Genomic DNA, 21,756 nt, shown 5'->3' with positions numbered 1-21,756 from the left:
GACTGTATAGGTCGTTTGGTTAAAAGAATGACTCTAAAAGAAAGGCCTTGTTGTATAACAAGGTCTTTTATTTTTTAAATTACTTAAGATCGATGCTATTCAATCGTCCCATAAACTCGAGAATTTCAAGGTTCTCTTTGTTTGCTTCTAACAGCGCTTTTTTCGTCTTTGTGTAGGCAGCTAAACGGCCATGTTTCTTTATTGAGCAAACGACACTTTTGTAAATTAGTTTGCCGTGCTCATCGTAGTTACGCCATGCCGCAATATAGCACTCATCTTTTGCCGCTGGATTTTCCTTTGTAGGCCGGGGTTTGAAAATTATCTTGGGTTCCAGAGAGTGAGGTAATCGCGTCATCAGGTAAGGATCTTTCAGTAACTTACGCCAAAACTTTCCCCACATTTTACTCCCCAGCTCATTGCGAAGCTTAATGGCTTTCTTCAGTCCTTTCTTTTCACCTATACGAATGTAGCCCACAGAGCGGTGAAGAACTTTGTCGTCCGGAGTGTGAATATGGATTTTATAGGCTGTTTTAGCTTTTGAGATGAAGCGGTGACCAGTGTTCGTCTCTAAGTTACTCTTTTTCATTCTTTCGCTATCGATAACTTTATTAATAACTATTTTAGATGATTGTATTCAAATGTTGAAGGTTTGTTTGTAAGGATGTACGGGTTTCTTATGCTGAAAACAAGGCTGAAATATGAGTGTAGTTTGAATAGTTTCAGCTTGAGTAAGGGAATTGTGTGAAACTTGTCAATTGAATCGACATTGAGACAAGGGCAATCTGCACACCGACAGAATGGGGCTAGTAGTTACTAACTTGCTAGCCCTTTTAAATATGGCGCTCCCGACAGGATTCGAACCTGTGACCTATCCCTTAGGAGGGGATCGCGCTATCCAGCTGTGCCACGGGAGCGTAACGCTATGATACTGATTTAAATCCAGAAGTTAAGCTCATTGTGGTGGTTTTACAACAGCTTGTGCATTACATCGCCAATCTGGATGCTGCCAGCAAGTTCCGCTTGATCGATGGTGAGTTCTGCTTCGTTCTCATAAACACGTGAGACCGTTAAAGTGATGTCTGTTTCGGTGACTTTGTTACGTGGAAGTCCACGCTGGTCGATAAACGAACCGGTATGCCACAACTGCAATTTATCACCAGGCTCAACACCATGAATTCTGCCGAGATCCATGGTAATGGTATTTCCCCATTTGGCGACCACTTCTGGAAGCGTGATTTTACATGATACTTCTGATTCTAAGTCGAGCATGATATTTCGGCTTACTCGAAGCATCATATCTCCGTAAGTAGAAGCCCAAAAACGAGCACTTTTGGTGTCAACTTGGCTGGTTTTAGCGAAAGGCCAGCGTGCGACTTCGCGATAGTTGCGGTTATAAACCTCATTACCTGTCTTACCATCGAATACCGTCATTTCCAGAGCAAACTGACGATTAATAATGTCGTCCTTAATCAGGTTTTGCTCTATGGTCGCGGTTAAATCCGTAATCACTCCGCCGATGATGTACTGTGCGCCAGTATCTTGGGCAATCATTTTAAGGCGTTCTGGGTACTTTTTACTGATTTCATAGTCAGTGGTGCCAACGGAGATAAAGTTGGCTGATTCCTGATCCAGTTGGCGGTTAATAACATTGGCAAAGTCATCACCCACATCATAAATTTGCCCCATGACCGCTTGGCTAGGAGAGGCAAGCGCAATGTTGCCAACCAAAAACGTCTTTTTGTACTGATCAACGTGGCAACTGGTTGCCGATGGGTAAATGTCTACTCTTGCTCTGACAAACATCACTCCGCGACGTGTCTTTTGCTCTTCAACCAAGATGTAACGTACTTCACTATTCGTGAATTGGTACTCTTTGCGTTCACTTTCCAACAGCGGACGAAGGTTTGCAATGCTGCCTATATCCGCGCCAGAGAATCGGACGGCTTTGTAGAGCGCATCTTCCAACGCATGGATTCTAGCTACCTCTTCGGACGACACGACAGTGGCTGTGCCAGTCACTTCATACCAACCTGCCAACGCTGAATTAGCAATGAGGCTGATGAATACGGTTGAAAAGAGCTTCAGAAGCGATTTTTTCATGTTTGTTTACCAAGTTGGTTCATTTTTTGCTTATTGAATCTTAGCTGATTTAGGCATTGCCTTTCTGAATAGTTGCATAATTAGAAAAGCAAGGAATGTTCCACTTTTAGAAGAGAGCTAAAAGAAACGACATTTTAGGCCTTAATGTATCGGAGATTAGAGAATGAAAAAATGGCTTACGCTAGTACCAGTGGTGTTTTTAACCGCTTGTGCCTATGCCCCAATATACAATGGTAAAGAACCTTATGCGGGTTCTCAGTTTATGCTGATGGAGAGTCCGCGTCATACTCTTGACTTCTTTGTGGAGAGTATGACCGAAGACTTGATGGTTTCTAACACCAGTGTTTCTGCACGGACACCTATTGCCGTCACATCATTTGTAGATCTACAAAATATGGATGCGACAAACTGGCTAGGTAATTCGGTATCAGAAGGTTTTATCCACCAGTTCCAGCGTCGTGGTTTTAAAGTTGTAGACTTTAAAACGACAGGCTCTATTCAAGTGACTCATCAGGGTGACTTTGCATTTAGCCGAGATTGGAAAGATCTGGCTCAAGAGCAAGATATCCAATATGTACTGACAGGGACAATGCTGCGCCAAGAGGGCGGTGTTATTGTGAACGCCCGTGTGGTGGGGATGCAATCTCGCGTTGTTGTCGCTACAGCTCAAGGCTTCTTACCCGCAGATCGAATTGGTCGAGATCTTGATACCCTTAATAGTATTCGTACTCAAGATGGTGTATTAATTCGCTCAGACCCAACGATTACCCAACCTTACACCGTGATTTTACGCCCGTAGGAGCCGAGATGAAAAAGATATTACTCCTTGCTGTCGTTCTCATAATGGTCGGTTGTCAGCCGTTAAGTAACATGCGTCCTGGTGACTGGTTAACGGCTGTTGGCTACGCCAGTATTAGTGAACAGAAAGGACGTAACGAGGAAGAGAAGCAAGTACGTGCGATGCGTGCTTCGAAGATCGATGCTTATCGTGAACTTGCTGAGCAGGTCTACGGCATGCGCGTGAGTGGTCGAGCTGATTTGCAAGACCAACGTCTAGGTACAGAGCTCACATCAGGGGCGGTAGATGGCGTTATCCGTGGCGCGGAAGTCGTCAGAAGTTACAAAGTCGGGGATAGTTATGTCACTGAACTGCGTCTTGATATCCAGAAAATGAACAAGCTGCGTGATTACGGCGAAGTTCAGCAAGTACCTGAAAAAAGGCAGCAAACTCTTTTCTAACTTACCCATTCTCTCTGATACAAAAAAAGCGGCAATCATTGCCGCTTTTTTATTGAATGCTTTTAGGCTTTGATATTTGTGCCCAAAGTGGTGATATTTTTGGTTTGCCCTTCAGATGTATAAGTCATACCAAGTTTCCCTTGTGACTGTTTCATCAGATTGTTGAGTTTGTTAAAACTCAGTTGGGCACGCTGGAGAGCTTGACCATTAATATCGTTAGCTTGTTGGCATTGGCTAATAAGCGCTCTTATCTGTTCTACCAGAGGGCTCAACTCTGGGTTGGTGGTAAGAGTCTCTACTTCAGGGTGGCGACGAATACGATCATCAGTCGTTTGAAGTTGCTCAATAAGCGTAATCTTTTGTTTGGCAATCTGTTCAATATCTTTGGATAGTCGATTAGCGATAGCGTGCTTTTCCAACACAAGGACTTCACTCAGTTCTTGTGCATTTTTTAATTGGAATTCAACTAGTCCTTGCAGTGCTGCCATTTACAGATATCTCTTGGTTTAGAATCCGCCCAATTCTTTTTCGAACTTCATCATGTTATCAGCAAGTTTTTCAGGATCAACTGAGTAGGAGCCATTCGCGATAGCCTCTTTAATTGCCGCAACCTTTGCTTTGTCGAAACTAGGTTGGCTGACCATTTGATTGTGCATTTCTCCCACCGCTTTTCCTTGTGAGCTAAGTGAAACTGCATCTTGCGCGACAGACGACTTCTTTGCGGATTCAGAACCGCTCGTTTGAGTGCTGTCGTTACGTACAGAGTGCCTCGTCGATGTAGAAAGAGGTTGCCCTGAACGAATATTATCAATACCTGCCATATGTTGAGCCTTTTACGAATTAGAACTTGTACTGTCAATATCGACTACTAGGGTAAGAACTTTAGCTTTTTTTCTAACCAGTTAAAAAATTACCGTCACTTCCGAAATTCCAGATACACGCCCTTCAATTATACGGTTGGATTTACTATTTTTCACTCTAATCTGTTCACCATGTGAGCCATCCGTTAGAGCGACGCCTTTTGTTGTGATTGTCATACCGGATTTCACCGCTTTTATTGTCACGGTTTCATTGCGGCAGACTACACAAATATCTTGTTCTTCAAGAATTTCTCCAGCACGGAGATTTTTTTTGGCTTTTGCGCCAATAACAGCATCAACTGAGGAAAAGCCTTGCCGCCTAAAGCGTTGCAAGTCTACCATATTAATAGCGACATCTTGCCCAGAGATCAGTTGCCCACGAGAAAGTGCAGTGGTCAGCACGACTTGTGGTCCAGTACGAACTAATCTTACAGGTACATAGACTCGCCAACTGTCATCAGGACATTCGACGAGCACAGTGATGTTACTTGCACTAGGATTGGTAGAGGAGGAGGAAGTCTCTAACGGGGCGGGGCAGTCAGTAGGGACAGTAGCGAATATTCGGCTATCAACGCTAGCAGCGGTCGCCTGTAAGGTACCACCAGTAGGCCACTCAATTGTGGACAAAATGTACTCTTCGGCTGCTTGCTGAATCTGCGCAATTTGGTTTTCTGTCGCGGATGTCGCTGAAAAACTAAAGAAAAAGAATAAAAAGCCGATAGACTTACAAAACTTTTTATAGAAAGCTCTACAATTAGTTATGGAAAATGAGCACAAGTGTGATTTAGGATATGTCATGTTGTTTCTCTGGTTTTTCATGGCCTACAGTAGACTACCACTTTTTTAGCATGAAAGTTTGAGATGGAGATGAGCTTATGACGGGTATTCTTGATTCTGTGAATCAGCGTACGCAACTCGTCGGTCAAAACCGATTAGAACTCCTAACCTTTCGCCTAATGGGGCGTCAGCGTTATGGAATCAACGTATTTAAAGTAAAAGAGGTTCTCCAGTGTCCTAAACTTACTTCAATGCCAAACTTGCACCCTTTAGTGAAAGGGGTTGCCCATATTCGTGGCCATACAGTTTCAGTCATTGATTTAAGTTTAGCTATTGGTGGCCGCCCGACAATGGACGTTGAAAAAGCGTTTGTTGTAATTGCAGAGTTTAACCGAACAATTCAGGCTTTCTTAGTTACTTCAGTCGAGCGCATTATTAATATGCACTGGGAGGCGATTTTACCGCCACCAGATGGAGCAGGCAAAGCGAACTACCTGACGGCTGTAACGAATATCGATAATGAGTTAGTAGAAATTCTCGATGTAGAAAAAATACTGGCAGAGATTGCGCCTGTTGATGAAACGATGGACGCATCCATTGGTGAAGAAATTGCGCAGGCGGAAACGGAAAAAGAAATTGTACGTCGTATACTTATTGCTGACGACTCTACCGTGGCACGTAAGCAAGTTGAGCGTGCAATTACTTCCTTAGGTTTCGACGTCGTTGCTGTGAAAGATGGCAAAGAGGCTTATGAAAAGCTTGTGGAAATGGCATCTGAAGGCAGTATTTATGATCAGATATCTCTGGTTATCTCTGATATCGAGATGCCAGAAATGGACGGTTATACATTGACTGCGGAAGTACGTCGTAATCCTGATCTAAAAGATCTTTATGTTATTCTTCACTCATCACTTAGTGGTGTATTTAACCAAGCAATGGTTGAACGAGTTGGGGCAAACGCATTTATTGCCAAATTTAACCCCGATGAGCTTGGTAATGCGGTGAAAACTGCACTTACAAAATAAAAAGAGAAGTTAATGACAGCAATAACTATAAGCGATCAAGAATATCGTGATTTCAGCCGTTTCTTAGAGTCACAATGCGGTATTGTTCTTGGGGACAGTAAGCAGTATCTGGTAAGAAGCCGACTAAGCCCACTTGTCACCAAGTTCAAGCTGGCTTCGTTGTCTGATTTGCTGAGAGACGTAGTGACGGGACGCAATCGTGAGTTGCGTGTTGCTGCTGTTGATGCGATGACGACAAATGAGACGCTTTGGTTTCGAGATACCTATCCGTTCGAAGTACTGGCGAACAAGTTGTTGCCAGAAGTCGCGGCAAATAAAAGACCAATTAAGATTTGGTCTGCCGCGAGTTCATCAGGTCAAGAGCCTTATTCAATGGCGATGACCATCATAGAGACCCAGCAACGCAAACCAGGCATGTTGCCTAGCGTTGCGATTACCGCAACGGATATCTCTGCAAGCATGCTTGATATGTGTCGAGCAGGCGTGTATGACAACTTAGCGTTGGGGAGAGGACTTTCTCCAGAGCGCCGTCGCACTTTCTTTGAAGATGCGGGCGATGGTCGAATGAAGGTTAAAGATAACGTTAAGCGTCTGGTTAACTTTAGACCGCAAAACTTAATGGATAGCTACGCTTTGCTCGGTAAGTTTGACATTATTTTTTGCCGCAACGTATTGATTTACTTCTCACCGGAAATGAAGTCTCAAGTGCTTAATCAAATGGCCAACAGTTTAAATCCAGGTGGTTATCTGCTGCTCGGGGCATCAGAGTCGTTAACCGGATTAACGGATCGATTTGAGATGGTCAGATGTAATCCAGGAATTATCTACAAGCTTAAATAGTTAAGCGTTGTTTTATTAAGCCCAGCCATAGTGCTGGGCTTTTTTGTACGATGGCAAAAGTTGCTTGTATACTTTTGATTGAGTAATTCCAAAATCTCACCTAGCTGCGAACAACATGTAAAGTTGGCGTGGTTATTGCTCAGTAAAAAATGAAGTAATAGTGGAACGATTTTAAAAGTTGGTACGCTAATTGCTTTATATTTGATAGTAACGGTCAGTTCTTTGAGTAGAGGTCAACATGGCTATTTCTTTTGACAACGCATTAGGTATCCACCAGCACACGGTGGGCGTACGTGAGCGCAATGCTGAGGTGATCTCCACCAACATTGCTCAATCGAACACACCTGGCTTTAAATCAAAAGGGATGGATTTCCAGAAGGCATTGCAGGCGGCAACCTCGGGGGCAAGCATTGGTCTTAGCCGTACCGATGGTCGGCACATACCTGCCTCTACTCAAGTGACAGGGGAAGTAATGTATCGTCTTCCAACACAACCTGACACCGGTGATGGCAACACGGTTGATGTGGATTTAGAGCGTAACTTGTTTATGCAAAACCAAATCAGACACCAAGCATCACTCGACTTCTTAGGAAGTAAATTCAAGAACTTAACGAAAGCAATTAAAGGGGAATAGATAGATGAGCTTATTTAACGTATTCAATGTAACTGGTTCTGCCATGAGCGCTGAATCCGTTCGTCTAAATACTACCTCGAGTAATTTGGCTAACGCGGACAGTATCTCTAGCTCTGCAAAAGATACTTATAAGGCGCGTCATGCTGTGTTTGGTGCTGAGTTAAGTAAGGCAAAGTATGGCCGCGACCATACCGTGCCAGTGAAAGTGATGGGTATTATAGAAAGCGATAAACCGCTTACCGCGGAGTACAACCCTGATCACCCACTCGCAAATGATGAGGGCTATATCTACAAGCCTAATGTCAATGTGATGGAAGAAATGGCAAACATGATTTCTGCTTCACGTTCTTACCAAACGAACGTTCAATTAGCAGATGCAAGCAAACAAATGCTGCTGCGTACGCTGCAGATGGGTCAATAGGGATAAGGAGGTAACGTATGGCCGGAGGCATTAATAATAATGTTGGTCAAAGCGGCTTGTCCTATATCGATCAGCTTAAACAGCTTCAGGACAAGAATAAGCCGAACGAGACAACAGGTAAGCAGGAACTTAAGCAAGAAGACTTCTTATCTTTGCTCACCAAGCAACTTGCCCAGCAAGACCCGTTTAAGCCGGTCAGTAATGACCAGATGATTGCACAAATGGCGTCATTCGCGACGGTAGATGGCATCGGGAAGATGAACAATCAGTTTGAAACACTGAACACTTCGATGACATCAAACCAAGCGCTACAGGCGTCCTCTTTAGTAGGGCGTGACGTCTTGGTCCCTGGTGCTGCTGGCGTGAAAAACGATAACGGCAGTATGGCTGCTATGATCAAACTTCCTCAAGCCGTCGATAACTTGATGGTGAGAATAGAAGATCAAATGGGGCAGCTAGTTCGTACCTTCGATGTCGGTTCAAAGCCAGGTGGCGATAACCGAGTTGTATGGGACGGCAAAGATCAAAACGGTAACCCATTGCCGGCTGGCAAATACAAGGTGAAAGCCTCGGGCTTGCTAGATGGGAAAGCTAAAGAGTTTGAGGTTTCGACCTATGCAAACGTCAATAGCGTCCTGTTAGGTAAAGGCGATGGTAACGTACTACTCAATCTGGCTGGCTTTGAGTCGCCAGTTCGACTTGCTGAAGTACTAGAAGTTGGCAAAGCGTAACTCTCAAGTAGATATGCTAGCTAGATAGGAGATTTTGGAATGTCATATGTTGCACTAAGCGGTTTATCCGCAGCTCAGTTAGATCTGAATACCACCAGTAACAACATTGCGAACGCAAACACGTACGGCTTTAAAGAGTCACGTGCAGAGTTTGGCGATGTATACTCAAATTCACTCTTTACTCATGCGAAAACCACGCCTGGGCAAGGTGTTCAAGCGGCGCAGGTTGCTCAGCAGTTCCACGAAGGTTCAAGTATTTATACGAACAATCCGATGGACTTGCGAGTGTCCGGTACAGGGTTCTTTGCTGTCGCTAAAGATAGACTCACACCAACCTCCAATGAGTTAACTCGAAATGGGGCATTCCACCTCAATAAAGATAACTACATGGTAACGGCCAATGATGAGTTCTTACTTGGCTACCAAGTTAACCCGGACACCGGTGATGTGCTCTCTTATGAGCCATCTCCTATCAACATACCAAAAGAGTTCGGTAAACCAAAACAAACGTCGAATATTGAAGTCGGTGTTAACCTACCTGCAAATGGCGACCTCAAAGATCCGACGCTGTTTGACTATACCGATCCAGAAACCTACAACCGTTCTACGTCATCAACGATTTATGACTCTATGGGGCAGTCGTACAAGATGACGACGTATTACCTCAAAGATCAAAATCAGCCTAATACGTGGCAAACTTACTACACTGTCACCGACAGTGCGGGTGAGAAACCGATAAATATTGTAGGTGGTGATGCTACGAGCCCTACCGGGCACATCGGTCATACTATGCGTTTTAACAACGACGGTACACTGGCAAGCTTGAACAATGGACAAAACATTGTATCTGAACCATTAGGTGCGGGAGCAAACCCAGTCGACCTCAACGGTGCCGATATCAATCAAACTCTGTCGTTCGGGCTTGATGGTGCAACTCAGTTTGCCGCACCATTCGAGTTAACTAGGTTTGATGAAGATGGGGCGACTACCGGCTTCTTGACCAAAGTTGACATCGATGAAAATGGCAGCGTTCTTGGAACCTACTCAAATGGTGAATCGAACACTCTGGGCCGTGTTGCCTTGGTACGTGTTGCAAATGAGCAGGGTCTAGACAAGAAAGGTGGTACGCAATGGGATGCAACTCAGATGTCGGGCGCGAAAGTCTGGGGTGAGTCGAACAAAGGTTCATTTGGTTCCATTAACAGTGGTGTCCTTGAACAATCTAACATCGATATGACGCAAGAACTTGTCGACTTGATCTCTGCGCAGCGTAACTTCCAAGCGAACTCTCGTTCACTTGAAGTTCATAACCAAACGCAACAAAACATCCTACAGATTCGTTAATCTCTATTTAGCGATACTCGCAATCATCTGTTTAGCAAGCTGGTGGCAATCATCAGCTTGCTATTGTTGCCGCAACAGGCAATGCACTCCTCTTACTCCTTTCTATTTTTGCCGCTTTCATTTTAGTTTATTGATAATAAAGGAAAATTAATATTGGCACATAAGTTGCTTTCATTGATCTGAATTGTGATTTTTGGAGCAAATTATGGATCGTGCACTGTTTCTAGCGATGAGCGGAGCCAAGCAGAATATGCAAGCGCTACAGCTTAGAGCAAACAACTTGGCGAACGTCAGTACTACGGGCTTTCGTGCTGATTTGGCGCAAGCTCGTTCAATGCAAGCATATGGCGATGGTTTACCAAGTCGCGTCTTTAGCATGACTGAACGTCCGGGACATAATTTTCAACAAGGTAGCGTGATCACGACAGGACGAGATCTCGACGTTACCATCCAAGGTCAAGGCTGGATGTCGGTTCTCGATAAAACCGGCAAAGAAGGCCTAACACGCGATGGCAACTTAAAAGTTGACGTTAACGGTATGTTGGTGAGTGGCAACGGTAATCTTGTTCTTGGTGAAGCAGGTGCGCCAATTACTCTGCCAATTCCAGTCAGCAAAATTGAAATCGGCAACGATGGCACCATCTCGGTTGTTCCTCAAGGAGCTCCGGCAGATGCAATAGAAATCGTTGATCGAATCAAGCTCACTAGCACCAATAATCAATCACTATTCAAAGATGTAAACGGCTTGTTCCGTGCAAAAGATCCTAATGCGGCATACGAAGCGGATGCCGGTGTAAAACTGCTCACAGGCGCAATTGAAGGCAGCAACGTCAATGCAATTGGCGAGATGACTAGCCTGATTGACTTGCAACGTCAGTTTGAAATGCAAGTGAAAATGATGAGCACCGCAGAAGATATGGACAAAGCGTCTGACTCTCTGCTTCGTATGAGCTAACAAATTTTAGGAGAAGGTTATGCATCCGGCACTATGGGTAAGTAAGACTGGGTTAGACGCTCAGCAAACCAATATTTCAACAATTTCAAACAACTTGGCTAACGCATCAACGGTAGGTTACAAAAAGAGCCGCGCCGTTTTTGAAGACTTGTTCTACCAGAACATCAATCAGCCAGGTGGTCAGTCATCGCAAAATACAGAACTGCCAAGCGGCCTGATGTTAGGCGCGGGTTCTAAAGTAGTGGCGACGCAAAAAGTTCACACTCAGGGTAACACTCAAACAACGAACAACAGTCTCGATATGATGATTGAGGGTGATGGTTTCTTCCAGATCCTGATGCCAGATGGCAACATCGGTTATACACGTAACGGGCAGTTCACGGTCAATGATGAAGGCGTTATTGTCACCTCTGGTGCGGGTTACGCCCTAGAGCCAGAAATTGCCATCCCTGAGGACGCGATTAGTGTCACGATCGGTACCGACGGTGAAGTATCAGTTCGCGTGCGAGGCCAGCAAGATAACCAAGTGATTGGCCAGATCGCGACGGTAGATTTCGTCAACCCAGGTGGTTTAGAACCTATTGGTCAAAACTTATACCTACCGACAGGTGCGAGTGGTGATCCACAAGAAGGTGTTCCTGGTTTCGACGGTTTCGGTGAAGTAAGACAGTCAATGTTGGAAACATCAAACGTCAACGTGACGGAAGAGCTGGTCAATATGATCGAAGCTCAGCGTGTTTATGAAATGAATTCCAAAGTCATCTCTGCGGTAGACAAGATGATGAGCTTTGTTAACCAGCAGCTTTAATTTAGGGATAGGGCAATGAATCGATTACTCGCACTTTTCGCTCTTACAGTTGTTTCAGGCTGTACTATGCTTGAGCCACCGATTGAAACTCCTGATGTCGTTCAAGGAACCACAACCGTTGACGCGGTCGAAGGGGACAAATCGGATGACGAAAGCGCAGGCGTTATCGATACCTTGCGCGGTCGAGCTGACCCTGTTGCGGGGGACCCTGCATGGGCACCGATACATCCGACACATCGTCCTGAGCATTATGCGGCGGAAACGGGATCGCTGTTTAACATGGCTCAAACTACCAGCCTATATGACGATTCCAAACCACGCGGTATCGGCGACATCATCACGGTTACGTTAGATGAAAGCACTAAAGCGGCAAAAAGCTCTGACGCAGATCTATCTAAAAACAATGATGCGTCGATGGATCCACTAGAAGTGGGTGGTCAGCAACTTAACATTGGTGACTACAACTTTTCGTACAATTTAAGCAACGACAATAAATTCAGTGGCAGTGCCGCGGCAAATCAAAGTAACAGCATTTCTGGTTCAATTACAGTTGAAGTGATTGAAGTACTGGCGAACGGCAACTTGGTCATACGTGGTGAGAAGTGGTTGACACTTAATACTGGCGATGAATATATCCGACTCAGCGGAACGATTCGTCCTGATGATATTGATTACGACAACACTATTGCGTCAAACCGCATATCAAACGCAAGAATTCAGTACTCAGGTACAGGAACACAGCAAGATATGCAAGAGCCAGGTTTCTTGGCACGATTCTTTAATGTATCTCTCTAAATCCATCTGATGCCGCTTTTTTGGCACGACAGTAAAGATGGCAAAGAGTTAGAGTAAAGGTATGGTCATGAAAAAGTTGTTTCTCCTATTTACAAGCTTGTTGGTCCTCGCGGCTTCAGCGCAAGCAGCACGCATCAAAGACGTTGCTCAGGTCGCTGGTGTTCGTAGCAACCAACTGGTCGGTTATGGTCTGGTTACAGGTCTGCCAGGTACTGGAGAATCCACTCCCTTTACTGATCAGAGCTTTAACGCCATGTTGCAGAACTTTGGTATTCAGATGCCACCAGGTACGAAACCGAAAAGTAAAAACGTGGCTGCCGTTATCGTTACCGCTGAACTGCCTGCATTTTCTAAGCAAGGACAAACCATCGACGTGACGGTCTCTTCAATTGGATCGGCAAAAAGCTTACGTGGCGGTACGTTAATGCAGACGATGCTAAAGGGTCTCGACGGGCAAATTTATGCCGTTGCCCAAGGCAATTTGGTCGTGAGCGGTTTTAGTGCCTCGGGGGCGGATGGGTCGAAAATTGTTGGGAATAATCCAGCAGCAGGTATGATTTCAAACGGCGCGATGGTCGAACGTGAAATACCAACGCCATTTAGCCGCGGCGACTACATTACCTTTAACTTGCTTGAATCAGATTTTACAACTGCACAGCGTATGGCTGATGCGGTAAATAACTTCCTCGGTCCTCAAACGGCATCGGCGGTCGATGCAACTTCCGTCAAAGTCCGTGCACCTCGTGATGTTACACAACGCGTTGCTTACCTATCTGCGATTGAGAACATTGAGTTTGACCCAGCAGACGGCTCCGCAAAAATCATTGTTAACTCGCGCACTGGCACTATCGTGGTTGGTAAGCACGTACGACTTAAACCTGCGGCAGTCACACATGGCGGCATGACAGTGGCGATTAAAGAAAACCTCAATGTTAGCCAACCTAATGCTTTTGGTGGTGGTGAGACCGTTGTGGTACCGGATACTGACATTGAAGTCACTGAAGAGCAGGGCAAGATGTTTAAGTTTGAGCCAGGTCTGACGCTCGATGATCTCGTTCGCGCGGTGAACGAAGTTGGCGCTGCACCTTCGGATTTAATGGCAATCCTTCAAGCACTCAAACAAGCGGGTGCAATCGAAGGCCAACTCATTGTTATCTAAGGAGTAGAACATGATTAACAACGGTAATGACATCGGTTTTATTCATGATATCGCTAACCTAGATAAACTGCGTAAGAAAGCGGTTGAAGGTGATGAGGGGAGTGAAAAAGAAGCGCTGGCTGCTGCCGCGAAACAGTTCGAAGCTATCTTCACTAACATGCTATTTAAGTCAATGCGTGACGCTAACTCCACATTTGAGTCTGGCTTGATGGATAGCCAAAACCAACAATTCTATCGTCAGATGATGGATGAGCAGATGGCGAGTGAATTGAGTGCATCAGGTTCTCTGGGCTTAGCCGATATGATTGTCGCTCAGCTGACTTCCGGTAAGGTTGAAAACCAGAACGCCAACGCACGCAACGCTGATTTTGAGACAATGATGGAAAGAGTCGATCGTATCCGTCAACAGCAAGCCAATACCGCTTCAGCGCCAACCGCAGTTTCTGCAACTAAAGAGCCTTCTCGATTTGACTCGCCTGAGTCGTTTGTCGCATCAATGAAGCCTTACGCAGAGAAAGCAGCTCGTGCATTAGGTATTGATTCTTCATTGCTGCTTGCTCAAGCCGCACTTGAAACCGGCTGGGGCCAAAAGGTTGTGAACAACGCGGCCGGCAGCAGTAATAACCTATTCAATATTAAAGCTGACCGTAGCTGGTCAGGTGACCGTGTTGCGACACAAACTCTTGAGTACCATCAAGGGGTGCCAGTCAAAGAACACGCAGCATTTCGCTCTTATCAAAGTTATGAAGAGAGCTTTAACGACTATGTTCGTTTTCTCAATCAAAACCCTCGTTACACCACTGCACTTCGTCATGGTGGAAACAATGAAGAGTTTATCCGTGGCATTCATCAAGCTGGCTACGCGACTGATCCTCGTTACGCCGATAAGGTGCTAAGCGTTAAGGCGCGGATTGATCAGATGTAACTCGAGGGCTGCGCCGATGGAGAACTAGAACGCTTCGCTCCGAGAATCGAGAACGGACTTCGTCCATCGAGAGGAGCTGGTGGTGAGTGAGTCGAAAGTTGCAGGCAGTGCAGGCTAATATTTGAGTCTAATTACCTGAATTTAAAAGGAAAGTGTTGATATGCACTGTCGACCCTTTCAGAATCTTCTCGCTTCTCGCTTCTCGCTTCTCGCTTCTCGCTTCTCGCTTCTCGCTTCTCGCTTCTCGCTTCTCGCTTCTCGCTTCTCGCTTCTCGCTTCTCGCTTCTCGCTTTGGCACACATATTGCAAATCTTAATTCAGATATTCAGTTAACACTGATTTTTAAAGGTTTCTTGGGGGCAATATGGCGTCTGATCTTCTGAATCTTGGTTCGCAAAGCGTACTGACGGCTCAGAGACAACTCAACACCACTGGTCATAACATCTCTAATGTAAATACAGAGGGTTACAGCCGTCAGTCGGTGATACAAGGCACAAACATGCCACGTCAATACGGTGGGGAAACCTACGGTATGGGCGTCCATGTGGAAAAAGTTCGCCGCTCTTGGGATCAGTTTGCCGTCAATGAACTCAATGTCTCTACCACTAACTATGCGCATAAAGTCGATGACGAAGGCAATTTAGAGATGCTATCTAGCATGCTCTCTTCAGTGGCATCGAAAAAAATTCCTGAAAATCTTAATGAATGGTTCGATGGGGTGAAATCACTCGCAGACAGTCCGAATGATGTGGGGGCACGTAAGGTTGTGCTAGAGAAAGCGAATCTGATTACGCAAAACCTTAATGATTTCCATGAAACCATCCGTCGTCAATCCGATGTCACCAATAAAAAACTTGAGCTTGGCATAGAACGTGTCAATCAACTTGCTTTGGAAATTAGAGACTTACATCGATTGATGATGCGTACGCCTGGGCCACACAATGATTTGATGGACACCCATGAAAAACTGGTCGCGGAACTGTCTGAGTACACCAAGGTAACTGTCACGCCGCGTAAAAACGCTGAAGGTTTTAATATTCACATTGGTAATGGACACACCCTCGTTTCAGGAACTGAAGCGAGTGAACTCAAGATGATTGACGGTTATCCAGATGTTCATCAGCGTCGTCTTGCCATGATTGAAGGTAAAGGTATTAAGGCGATTACCACCAAGGATATTGATGGCAAAATCGGAGCTATGCTCTCGATGCGCGATGATAAAATTCCTCAATTGATGGATGAGTTAGGACGATTAGCGACTTCATTCTCATACCAAGTCAACAAGCTCCAGTCTCAAGGTCTTGATTTAAGAGGCAACATTGGTGGTCTGATGTTTACCGATGTGAACTCGGATGTGGTGGCAAAGTCTAGAGTCGTGACGTCATCGAATTCAAGTGCTGATGTTGCGGTGTTTATTGAAGATACCAACAAGTTAGTTGGTGGCGAGTACTCTCTGCAATACACGGGCGGGGATTACTACATAACGCGCCCTTCTGGAGAGCAATTTATTGTTCCCGTTGTCGACAATGCCATCACACTTGACGGCATCCGTATCGATATTCGTAAGGATCTAGAGTCTGGAGAGCGCGTTCTGTTGAGACCAACTCGAAGTGGCGCGGCACAGATGAAGATGGCAACGAATGACCCAAGTGATATTGCCGCACAAAGTTATGAAGCATCCACAACCTTTGCTCAAGGCAAGGCGAAGTTCAGTATTGAACAAGCGGGCACATTACGTGAGTTTGAAGTCATCATCTCACCGGACGGCAAACAGTTTGCCGTTACTGACACCAAAGGCAATATACTGCTTGATCCACGAGACTACCCACCATCGGGTGTTGTGACAGTGCAGGGCACCTCATTTGAGTTGACCGATGGTGCATTGCCGAATGACAAGTTTACGGCAAACCTTGTCCCTTCAGAAGGTGACAACGGCAACTTGCTAAAAATGCAAAACATCCAGACGGATAAAAAGCTCAATGATGGCGAATCGACCATTCTGGATATCTATCACAACCTCAATACAAACGTTGGTTTGCAGATGTCGACCGCTTCAAGGCTGACTGATGTGTCGCGCTTAGAAAAAGAAGCAGCGCAGGAACGTGTGGCGTCGATTTCTGGCGTTAACCTCGATGAGGAAGCGGCAAACATGATGAAGTTCCAGCAAGCGTATATGGCTTCTTCACGCATCATGCAGGCGGCAAATGATACCTTTAACACCATTCTGGCGTTGAGATAAGGAGGCATAAATGATGAACCGTATTTCTAGCTTCCATAACTATCAATCAGTACAGAATGATTTGCGTCGTTCAGAAGCGAAAGTCCACCATAATCAGGCGCAGTTAGCGTCGGGTAAAAAGTTAATGAAAGCCAGTGATGATCCACTGGCAACGCATTACATCCAAAACATTGGTCAGCAAAAAGAGCAATTACGTCAGTTTACTGATGCGATTGTGTTGACTCGCAATCGTCTAGAGCACCATGAGGTCATTATCTCCAATGCGGAACAGTTTGCTGATGAAGCGAAACGCACGGTGATGGAAATGATCAATGGTGCCTTATCACCAGAAGACCGATTAGCGAAGCGTAGAGAGATCCAAGAGATTGCCAATAACTTCCTCAACTTGGTCAATGTTCAAGATGAATCCGGCAACTATATCTTTGCCGGTACTAAACCTAAAAACCAACCATTCTTCCGTGATAAGGATGGAGAGGTGGTGTATGCAGGCGATGACTATCAACGCAAGATGAAGATCTCCAACAGCTTAGAAATGCCGATTAATGATCCAGGCAGCAAGCTGTATATGGAAATAGACAATCCATTTGGTGATTTTGAACCTAAGTACAACCTAAAAGACGCATCAGAACTGTTACTAGAGCGTGCTATCAACATTAATCCAGACGATCAGTCGACCTATAAAGTCACTTTTGTCGATATGCCCGACGGCAAATATGGGTACCAGTTGGAACGTGATGGTTCAGTCGTTAAAGCAGACACCTTTGACCCTGCCAAAGGCATTCAATACGAAGGCGTGAAAATTCAGGTCAAAGGCCAGATTACCAAAGGTGATGAGATCAGCTTAGAGCCGAGACGTACCTTCAGTGTGTTTGAAACGTTTAAAGATGCGATGGAGTATTCACGAGGTTCGGTATCAGACGCATCCAACACCGCTCAGTTACATCAGATTACACAAGAGTTCCATGCCGCTTTCATTCATTTGAACAAGGCGCGCACGGATGTGGGTGCAAGGCTAAATACACTTGATATCCAAGAAGAGCAGCATGACGACTTCAAAATGACGTTGGCTAAATCAAAAAGTAATTTTGAAGATCTGGATTATGCAGAAGCGATTATCGAATTCAACGAGAACTCGCGAGCACTACAAGCGTCACAACAAGCGTTTGGTAAAACCAAAGACTTAACACTATTTAACTACATCTAATCTCAATGCCTTATGCGCCATGCCATAAGAGCGAGATAGATGTAGTTTGCCAGCAAAACGAAACCACGATGAGTGGCAAGTCAGGTGGCAAAAGAGCGGCAACGAGCTTGCCGCAGGCGGTGAGTGTAATTTGTTCAATTAGGATAATTTGCAATCACTAGATTCAAGTTGCTAATAAATAAGGATAAATAAATTTATTTTCCGGATTTTTAAAATTGGCACACAACTTGAATCAGTTAATTGAGAGTTAAACAAATTAGTTTTAAGCAGGTAATCGATCTGCTTAGCAAGGCATTTACGGTCAGTGCTTCCAAATGAGACAAAGCTGGCCGCTTCGCAAGCACTTGCGAACTCAATAGGAGAGCAAACTATGACCATTACAGTAAATACTAACGTTTCGGCAATGACAGCCCAGCGTTACCTAAACAAAGCAACGGGTGATCTGAATACCTCTATGGAGCGTTTGTCTTCTGGTCAACAGATCAACAGTGCAAAAGATGATGCGGCTGGCCTACAGATTTCGAACCGATTAACGGCTCAGTCTCGTGGTCTTGACGTAGCAATGCGTAATGCCAACGACGGTATTTCTATTGCCCAGACAGCTGAAGGTGCAATGAATGAGTCAACATCGATTCTTCAACGTATCCGTGACTTGTCACTACAATCAGCAAACGGCACTAACTCTACGTCAGAGCGCCAAGCTCTACATGAAGAAGTAGCGGCACTGCAAGATGAATTAAACCGTATCGCAGAAACAACATCATTTGGTGGTCGTAAATTGCTAAATGGTTCATTTGGCGAAGCGTCATTCCAAATCGGTGCGAGTTCAGGTGAAGCGATCATAATGGGCTTAACCAGTGTACGTGCAGACGATTTCCGTATGGGCGGACAAACTTTTATTTCTGATGCTGAGAAAGCCAAAGATAAAGACTGGGGTGTACCAAGCGCAGCAAAAGATTTGAAGTTTGAGTTCACGACGAAGGATGGTGAAGCAGTGACACTCGATATTATCGCTAAAGAAGGCGACGACATCGAAGAGCTTGCAACTTATATCAACGGCCAAACAGACAAGTTTAAAGCGTCTGTAGACCAAGATGGAAGACTGCAGATCTTTGCCGCAGAGCCTAATTTAGAGGGTAACCTGAACATCTCAGGTGGTCTTGCAAGTGAACTTGGCCTAAACGGTGGTCCTGGTGTGCAAACAACAGTACAGAACATCGATGTTCGTTCGGTTGGTGGCGCTCAAAACGCGATAGGTATTGTTGATGCGGCACTGAAGTACGTAGATTCACAACGTGCTGATTTAGGTGCGAAACAAAACCGTCTAAGCCACAGCATCAACAACTTGGCCAACATCCAAGAAAACGTAGAAGCATCGAACAGTCGAATCCGCGACACTGATTTCGCGAAAGAGACTACGGCGATGACAAAAGCACAAATTCTGCAACAAGCAGGTACTTCAATACTTGCTCAAGCAAAACAGTTGCCAAACTCTGCAATGTCACTATTGCAGTAGTGGTCAACCTTTTCACTAACGTAAACCTAGACGTAGGGTTAGTGGAAGTTTGACGGCAAACATAGGTGATTAGGTAATGGAGTTCTCTCTCACCTGCTCCATCACTGGAGTCACCTATGTAGCGCGGCAGCCAGGCTGTGATCATTTCTCTCGATCTCCATATTGGCATTGGCTACCAAATAGCCCCGGTTCTCTCAAAGGAAAAGGGGCTTTTCTTTTGCCCAAAGAAAACTATTTTCAAATTCACTCCCTCGACAGCGAAAACGCGCATTATCGGCTGAAGTTCCTATTTCTTTAGCAATTAAGTTCATATCTGCTAACCGTATCAATCTGCTACTGTTAACCCCATTTTTTTATAGAAATTGACCAAATAGCTCTAAAGTTAATCAGATTAATGTCGCTAATAAGGTTACTTTGAGAGAACTAATTGGTTTGCCGAGACGTCGGAAACCTTTACCTCCAGTCTACGGAAATCAATAGGAGAACCACTATGGCGGTTAATGTAAATACAAACGTCGCGGCAATGACAGCACAACGCTACTTAAATAGCGCTTCAAATGCTCAACAAGTGTCGATGGAAAGACTTTCATCCGGTTTTAAGATCAACAGCGCAAAAGATGACGCTGCGGGTCTACAAATTTCTAACCGTTTGAATGTACAAAGCCGAGGTTTAGACGTCGCAGTACGTAACGCAAACGATGGTATTTCGATGGCACAAACAGCTGAAGGTGCCATGAACGAAACAACCAACATCCTACAACGTATGCGTGATCTATCACTTCAATCAGCTAACGGCTCTAACTCTAAGTCTGAGCGTGTAGCGATTCAAGAAGAGATCACGGCACTGAATGATGAACTTAACCGTATCGCAGAAACAACCTCTTTTGGTGGTAACAAGCTACTGAATGGTACGTTCGCGACTAAGTCCTTCCAAATTGGTGCGGACAACGGTGAAGCCGTTATGCTTACCATGAACAATATGCGTAGCGATAACGTTATGATGGGTGGTAACAGTTACGTTGCAGCGAATGGCCAAGGCAAAGACTGGGCAGTGCAGAGTGGGGCAAATGACCTTACAATCACGCTAACTGACAAGTTTGGACAAGAGCAAAACGTAGCGATTAACGCAAAAGCTGGTGACGACATCGAAGAGCTAGCGACTTACATCAATGGTCAAACTGATCTTGTTAAAGCGTCAGTCGATCAAGATGGCAAACTACAGCTATTTACCGATAACAACCGCGTTGAAGGCGTTGCAACCTTTGGTGGTAGCTTAGCGGGCGAACTAAGTATCGGTGAAGCTAAAGCGGTTACCGTTGACACGATCGATGTAACGTCGGTTGGTGGTGCACAAGAATCGGTAGCGATTGTTGATGCGGCTCTTAAATTTGTTGATAGCCACCGTGCAGAACTGGGTGCGTTCCAGAACCGTTTCAACCATGCAATCAATAACTTAGATAACATTAACGAAAATGTGAATGCGTCTAAGAGCCGAATTAAGGATACAGACTTCGCGAAAGAGACGACAGCTCTAACGAAATCTCAGATCCTTACTCAGGCTTCGAGCTCTGTTCTTGCTCAAGCAAAGCAAGCGCCCAACTCAGCGTTGGGGCTTTTAGGCTAAGGAATTAATTTCTAAGCAAATTTAAAAGTCATGACTCTAAGCAAAAAATCCAGCCTCGGCTGGATTTTTTTATCTATCGACATCGTACGTCGAGCAAATTTTCCGTAGAGCAGATAAAACAAAACCCAGCTAAAAGCTGGGGTTTATAAAGAATGGTGCGGAAAGAGAGACTTGAACTCTCACACCTTGCGGCGCCAGAACCTAAATCTGGTGCGTCTACCAATTCCGCCATTTCCGCATCTTAATCTGTAGTCATCCTGATAATTGGTAAAATCAAGACAACGTTGTATATGGCAGGCTACTGAGAGCCTAACCTGGGACAATAGACGGGGCATCAAATGATGCTTATCTAGTGAACCTATAAATAATGGCAGGTCTACCTGGATTCGAACCAGGGAATGGCGGCATCAAAAGCCGCTGCCTTACCGCTTGGCGATAGACCTGCAGTGCTCTCAAAGAGAGACTTAAAGAATGGTGCGGAAAGAGAGACTTGAACTCTCACACCTTGCGGCGCCAGAACCTAAATCTGGTGCGTCTACCAATTCCGCCATTTCCGCATC

Annotated in this window: 22 protein-coding genes and 4 tRNA genes; 17 read left to right on the top strand and 9 right to left on the bottom strand. The window is 45.1% G+C overall.

Translation table 11 applies throughout. From position 1 onward, the window contains the following. Positions 1 to 79: 79 nt before the first annotated feature. The 3 genes from QTN95_RS01290 to QTN95_RS01280 all read right to left on the bottom strand — a co-directional run bounded on the left by QTN95_RS01290 (position 80) and on the right by QTN95_RS01280 (position 2,100). On the bottom strand, positions 80 to 586 hold the full coding sequence (locus tag QTN95_RS01290) for a Fe3+-citrate ABC transporter substrate-binding protein (RefSeq protein WP_331416054.1): 507 nt from the start codon (positions 584 to 586) through the stop codon (positions 80 to 82). A 251-nt stretch (positions 587 to 837) separates the two neighbouring features. Then, positions 838 to 914, bottom strand: a tRNA-Arg gene (locus QTN95_RS01285). A 52-nt stretch (positions 915 to 966) separates the two neighbouring features. Next, a complete protein-coding gene (locus QTN95_RS01280) occupies positions 967 to 2,100 on the bottom strand; it encodes a flagellar assembly protein FlgT (protein ID WP_331416053.1) in 1,134 nt (377 codons plus the stop codon). Between the two features lie 163 nt (positions 2,101 to 2,263). Between QTN95_RS01280 and QTN95_RS01275 the strand changes: the two genes are divergently transcribed. Beyond that, complete coding sequence (locus QTN95_RS01275; RefSeq protein ID WP_138971536.1) at positions 2,264 to 2,899, top strand: FlgO family outer membrane protein; 636 nt, start codon at positions 2,264 to 2,266, stop codon at positions 2,897 to 2,899. 8 nt (positions 2,900 to 2,907) lie between these two features. Then, complete coding sequence (gene flgP / locus QTN95_RS01270) at positions 2,908 to 3,339, top strand: flagellar assembly lipoprotein FlgP (RefSeq protein WP_331416052.1); 432 nt, start codon at positions 2,908 to 2,910, stop codon at positions 3,337 to 3,339. Positions 3,340 to 3,401: 62 nt separating this feature from the next. Here flgP and QTN95_RS01265 read toward each other — a convergent pair whose 3' ends face one another. The 3 genes from QTN95_RS01265 to flgA form a co-directional block, all read right to left on the bottom strand. After that, complete coding sequence (locus QTN95_RS01265; protein ID WP_138971534.1) at positions 3,402 to 3,827, bottom strand: flagella synthesis protein FlgN; 426 nt, start codon at positions 3,825 to 3,827, stop codon at positions 3,402 to 3,404. 18 nt (positions 3,828 to 3,845) lie between these two features. Beyond that, positions 3,846 to 4,160, bottom strand: a complete 315-nt coding sequence (gene flgM / locus QTN95_RS01260) for a flagellar biosynthesis anti-sigma factor FlgM (RefSeq protein WP_138971533.1) — start codon at positions 4,158 to 4,160, stop codon at positions 3,846 to 3,848. Positions 4,161 to 4,241: 81 nt separating this feature from the next. Next, positions 4,242 to 4,997 carry a flagellar basal body P-ring formation chaperone FlgA gene (flgA, locus tag QTN95_RS01255; RefSeq protein WP_331416051.1) on the bottom strand — a complete coding sequence of 252 codons (756 nt, stop codon included), beginning with the start codon at positions 4,995 to 4,997 and terminating at the stop codon, positions 4,242 to 4,244. Positions 4,998 to 5,074: 77 nt separating this feature from the next. Between flgA and QTN95_RS01250 the strand changes: the two genes are divergently transcribed. The 15 genes from QTN95_RS01250 (at position 5,075) to QTN95_RS01180 (ending at position 21,196) form a co-directional block, all read left to right on the top strand. Next, complete coding sequence (locus QTN95_RS01250; protein WP_331416050.1) at positions 5,075 to 6,001, top strand: chemotaxis protein CheV; 927 nt, start codon at positions 5,075 to 5,077, stop codon at positions 5,999 to 6,001. A 12-nt stretch (positions 6,002 to 6,013) separates the two neighbouring features. After that, entirely contained in the window at positions 6,014 to 6,841 is an 828-nt protein-coding gene (locus tag QTN95_RS01245) for a protein-glutamate O-methyltransferase (RefSeq protein ID WP_269378012.1), read from the top strand. A gap of 238 nt (positions 6,842 to 7,079) precedes the next feature. Further along, positions 7,080 to 7,475 carry a flagellar basal body rod protein FlgB gene (gene flgB, locus QTN95_RS01240; RefSeq protein ID WP_138971529.1) on the top strand — a complete coding sequence of 132 codons (396 nt, stop codon included), beginning with the start codon at positions 7,080 to 7,082 and terminating at the stop codon, positions 7,473 to 7,475. 4 nt (positions 7,476 to 7,479) lie between these two features. Continuing rightward, a complete protein-coding gene (gene flgC, locus QTN95_RS01235) occupies positions 7,480 to 7,896 on the top strand; it encodes a flagellar basal body rod protein FlgC (protein ID WP_138971528.1) in 417 nt (138 codons plus the stop codon). A gap of 17 nt (positions 7,897 to 7,913) precedes the next feature. Next, positions 7,914 to 8,627 (top strand): flagellar hook assembly protein FlgD, encoded by a 714-nt coding sequence (flgD, locus tag QTN95_RS01230; RefSeq protein WP_331416049.1) that lies wholly within the window; start codon positions 7,914 to 7,916, stop codon positions 8,625 to 8,627. A 39-nt stretch (positions 8,628 to 8,666) separates the two neighbouring features. Then, positions 8,667 to 9,971 carry a flagellar hook protein FlgE gene (flgE, locus tag QTN95_RS01225; protein WP_331416048.1) on the top strand — a complete coding sequence of 435 codons (1,305 nt, stop codon included), beginning with the start codon at positions 8,667 to 8,669 and terminating at the stop codon, positions 9,969 to 9,971. A gap of 205 nt (positions 9,972 to 10,176) precedes the next feature. Further along, a complete protein-coding gene (flgF, locus tag QTN95_RS01220) occupies positions 10,177 to 10,926 on the top strand; it encodes a flagellar basal-body rod protein FlgF (protein WP_138971525.1) in 750 nt (249 codons plus the stop codon). A 19-nt stretch (positions 10,927 to 10,945) separates the two neighbouring features. Then, a complete protein-coding gene (gene flgG, locus QTN95_RS01215; protein WP_331416047.1) occupies positions 10,946 to 11,734 on the top strand; it encodes a flagellar basal-body rod protein FlgG in 789 nt (262 codons plus the stop codon). Between the two features lie 15 nt (positions 11,735 to 11,749). Next, complete coding sequence (gene flgH, locus QTN95_RS01210) at positions 11,750 to 12,529, top strand: flagellar basal body L-ring protein FlgH (RefSeq protein WP_331416046.1); 780 nt, start codon at positions 11,750 to 11,752, stop codon at positions 12,527 to 12,529. Positions 12,530 to 12,596: 67 nt separating this feature from the next. Further along, positions 12,597 to 13,688, top strand: coding sequence for a flagellar basal body P-ring protein FlgI (locus QTN95_RS01205; protein ID WP_331416045.1), 1,092 nt, complete (start codon positions 12,597 to 12,599; stop codon positions 13,686 to 13,688). Positions 13,689 to 13,698: 10 nt separating this feature from the next. Next, positions 13,699 to 14,613, top strand: coding sequence for a flagellar assembly peptidoglycan hydrolase FlgJ (gene flgJ, locus QTN95_RS01200; RefSeq protein WP_269378007.1), 915 nt, complete (start codon positions 13,699 to 13,701; stop codon positions 14,611 to 14,613). Between the two features lie 364 nt (positions 14,614 to 14,977). After that, positions 14,978 to 16,852 (top strand): flagellar hook-associated protein FlgK, encoded by a 1,875-nt coding sequence (gene flgK / locus QTN95_RS01195; protein ID WP_331416044.1) that lies wholly within the window; start codon positions 14,978 to 14,980, stop codon positions 16,850 to 16,852. Positions 16,853 to 16,862: 10 nt separating this feature from the next. Then, positions 16,863 to 18,056 carry a flagellar hook-associated protein FlgL gene (flgL, locus tag QTN95_RS01190; RefSeq protein ID WP_331416043.1) on the top strand — a complete coding sequence of 398 codons (1,194 nt, stop codon included), beginning with the start codon at positions 16,863 to 16,865 and terminating at the stop codon, positions 18,054 to 18,056. 370 nt (positions 18,057 to 18,426) lie between these two features. Continuing rightward, a complete protein-coding gene (locus tag QTN95_RS01185) occupies positions 18,427 to 19,572 on the top strand; it encodes a flagellin (protein ID WP_331416042.1) in 1,146 nt (381 codons plus the stop codon). Positions 19,573 to 20,062: 490 nt separating this feature from the next. Then, positions 20,063 to 21,196: a flagellin gene (locus QTN95_RS01180; protein ID WP_331416041.1), complete on the top strand. Its 1,134-nt coding sequence runs from the start codon at positions 20,063 to 20,065 to the stop codon at positions 21,194 to 21,196. A 153-nt stretch (positions 21,197 to 21,349) separates the two neighbouring features. Here QTN95_RS01180 and QTN95_RS01175 read toward each other — a convergent pair. The 3 genes from QTN95_RS01175 to QTN95_RS01165 form a co-directional block, all read right to left on the bottom strand. Continuing rightward, positions 21,350 to 21,434, bottom strand: a tRNA-Leu gene (locus tag QTN95_RS01175). A 130-nt stretch (positions 21,435 to 21,564) separates the two neighbouring features. Next, positions 21,565 to 21,639 (bottom strand) — tRNA-Gln (locus QTN95_RS01170). Between the two features lie 29 nt (positions 21,640 to 21,668). Beyond that, positions 21,669 to 21,753: transfer RNA gene (locus QTN95_RS01165), tRNA-Leu, on the bottom strand. Positions 21,754 to 21,756 lie beyond the last annotated feature (3 nt).

This window comes from Vibrio sp. M260112, from assembly GCF_036533775.1.
GTDB lineage: Bacteria > Pseudomonadota > Gammaproteobacteria > Enterobacterales > Vibrionaceae > Vibrio.
This window is presented reverse-complemented; position numbering and strand designations above follow the sequence as displayed.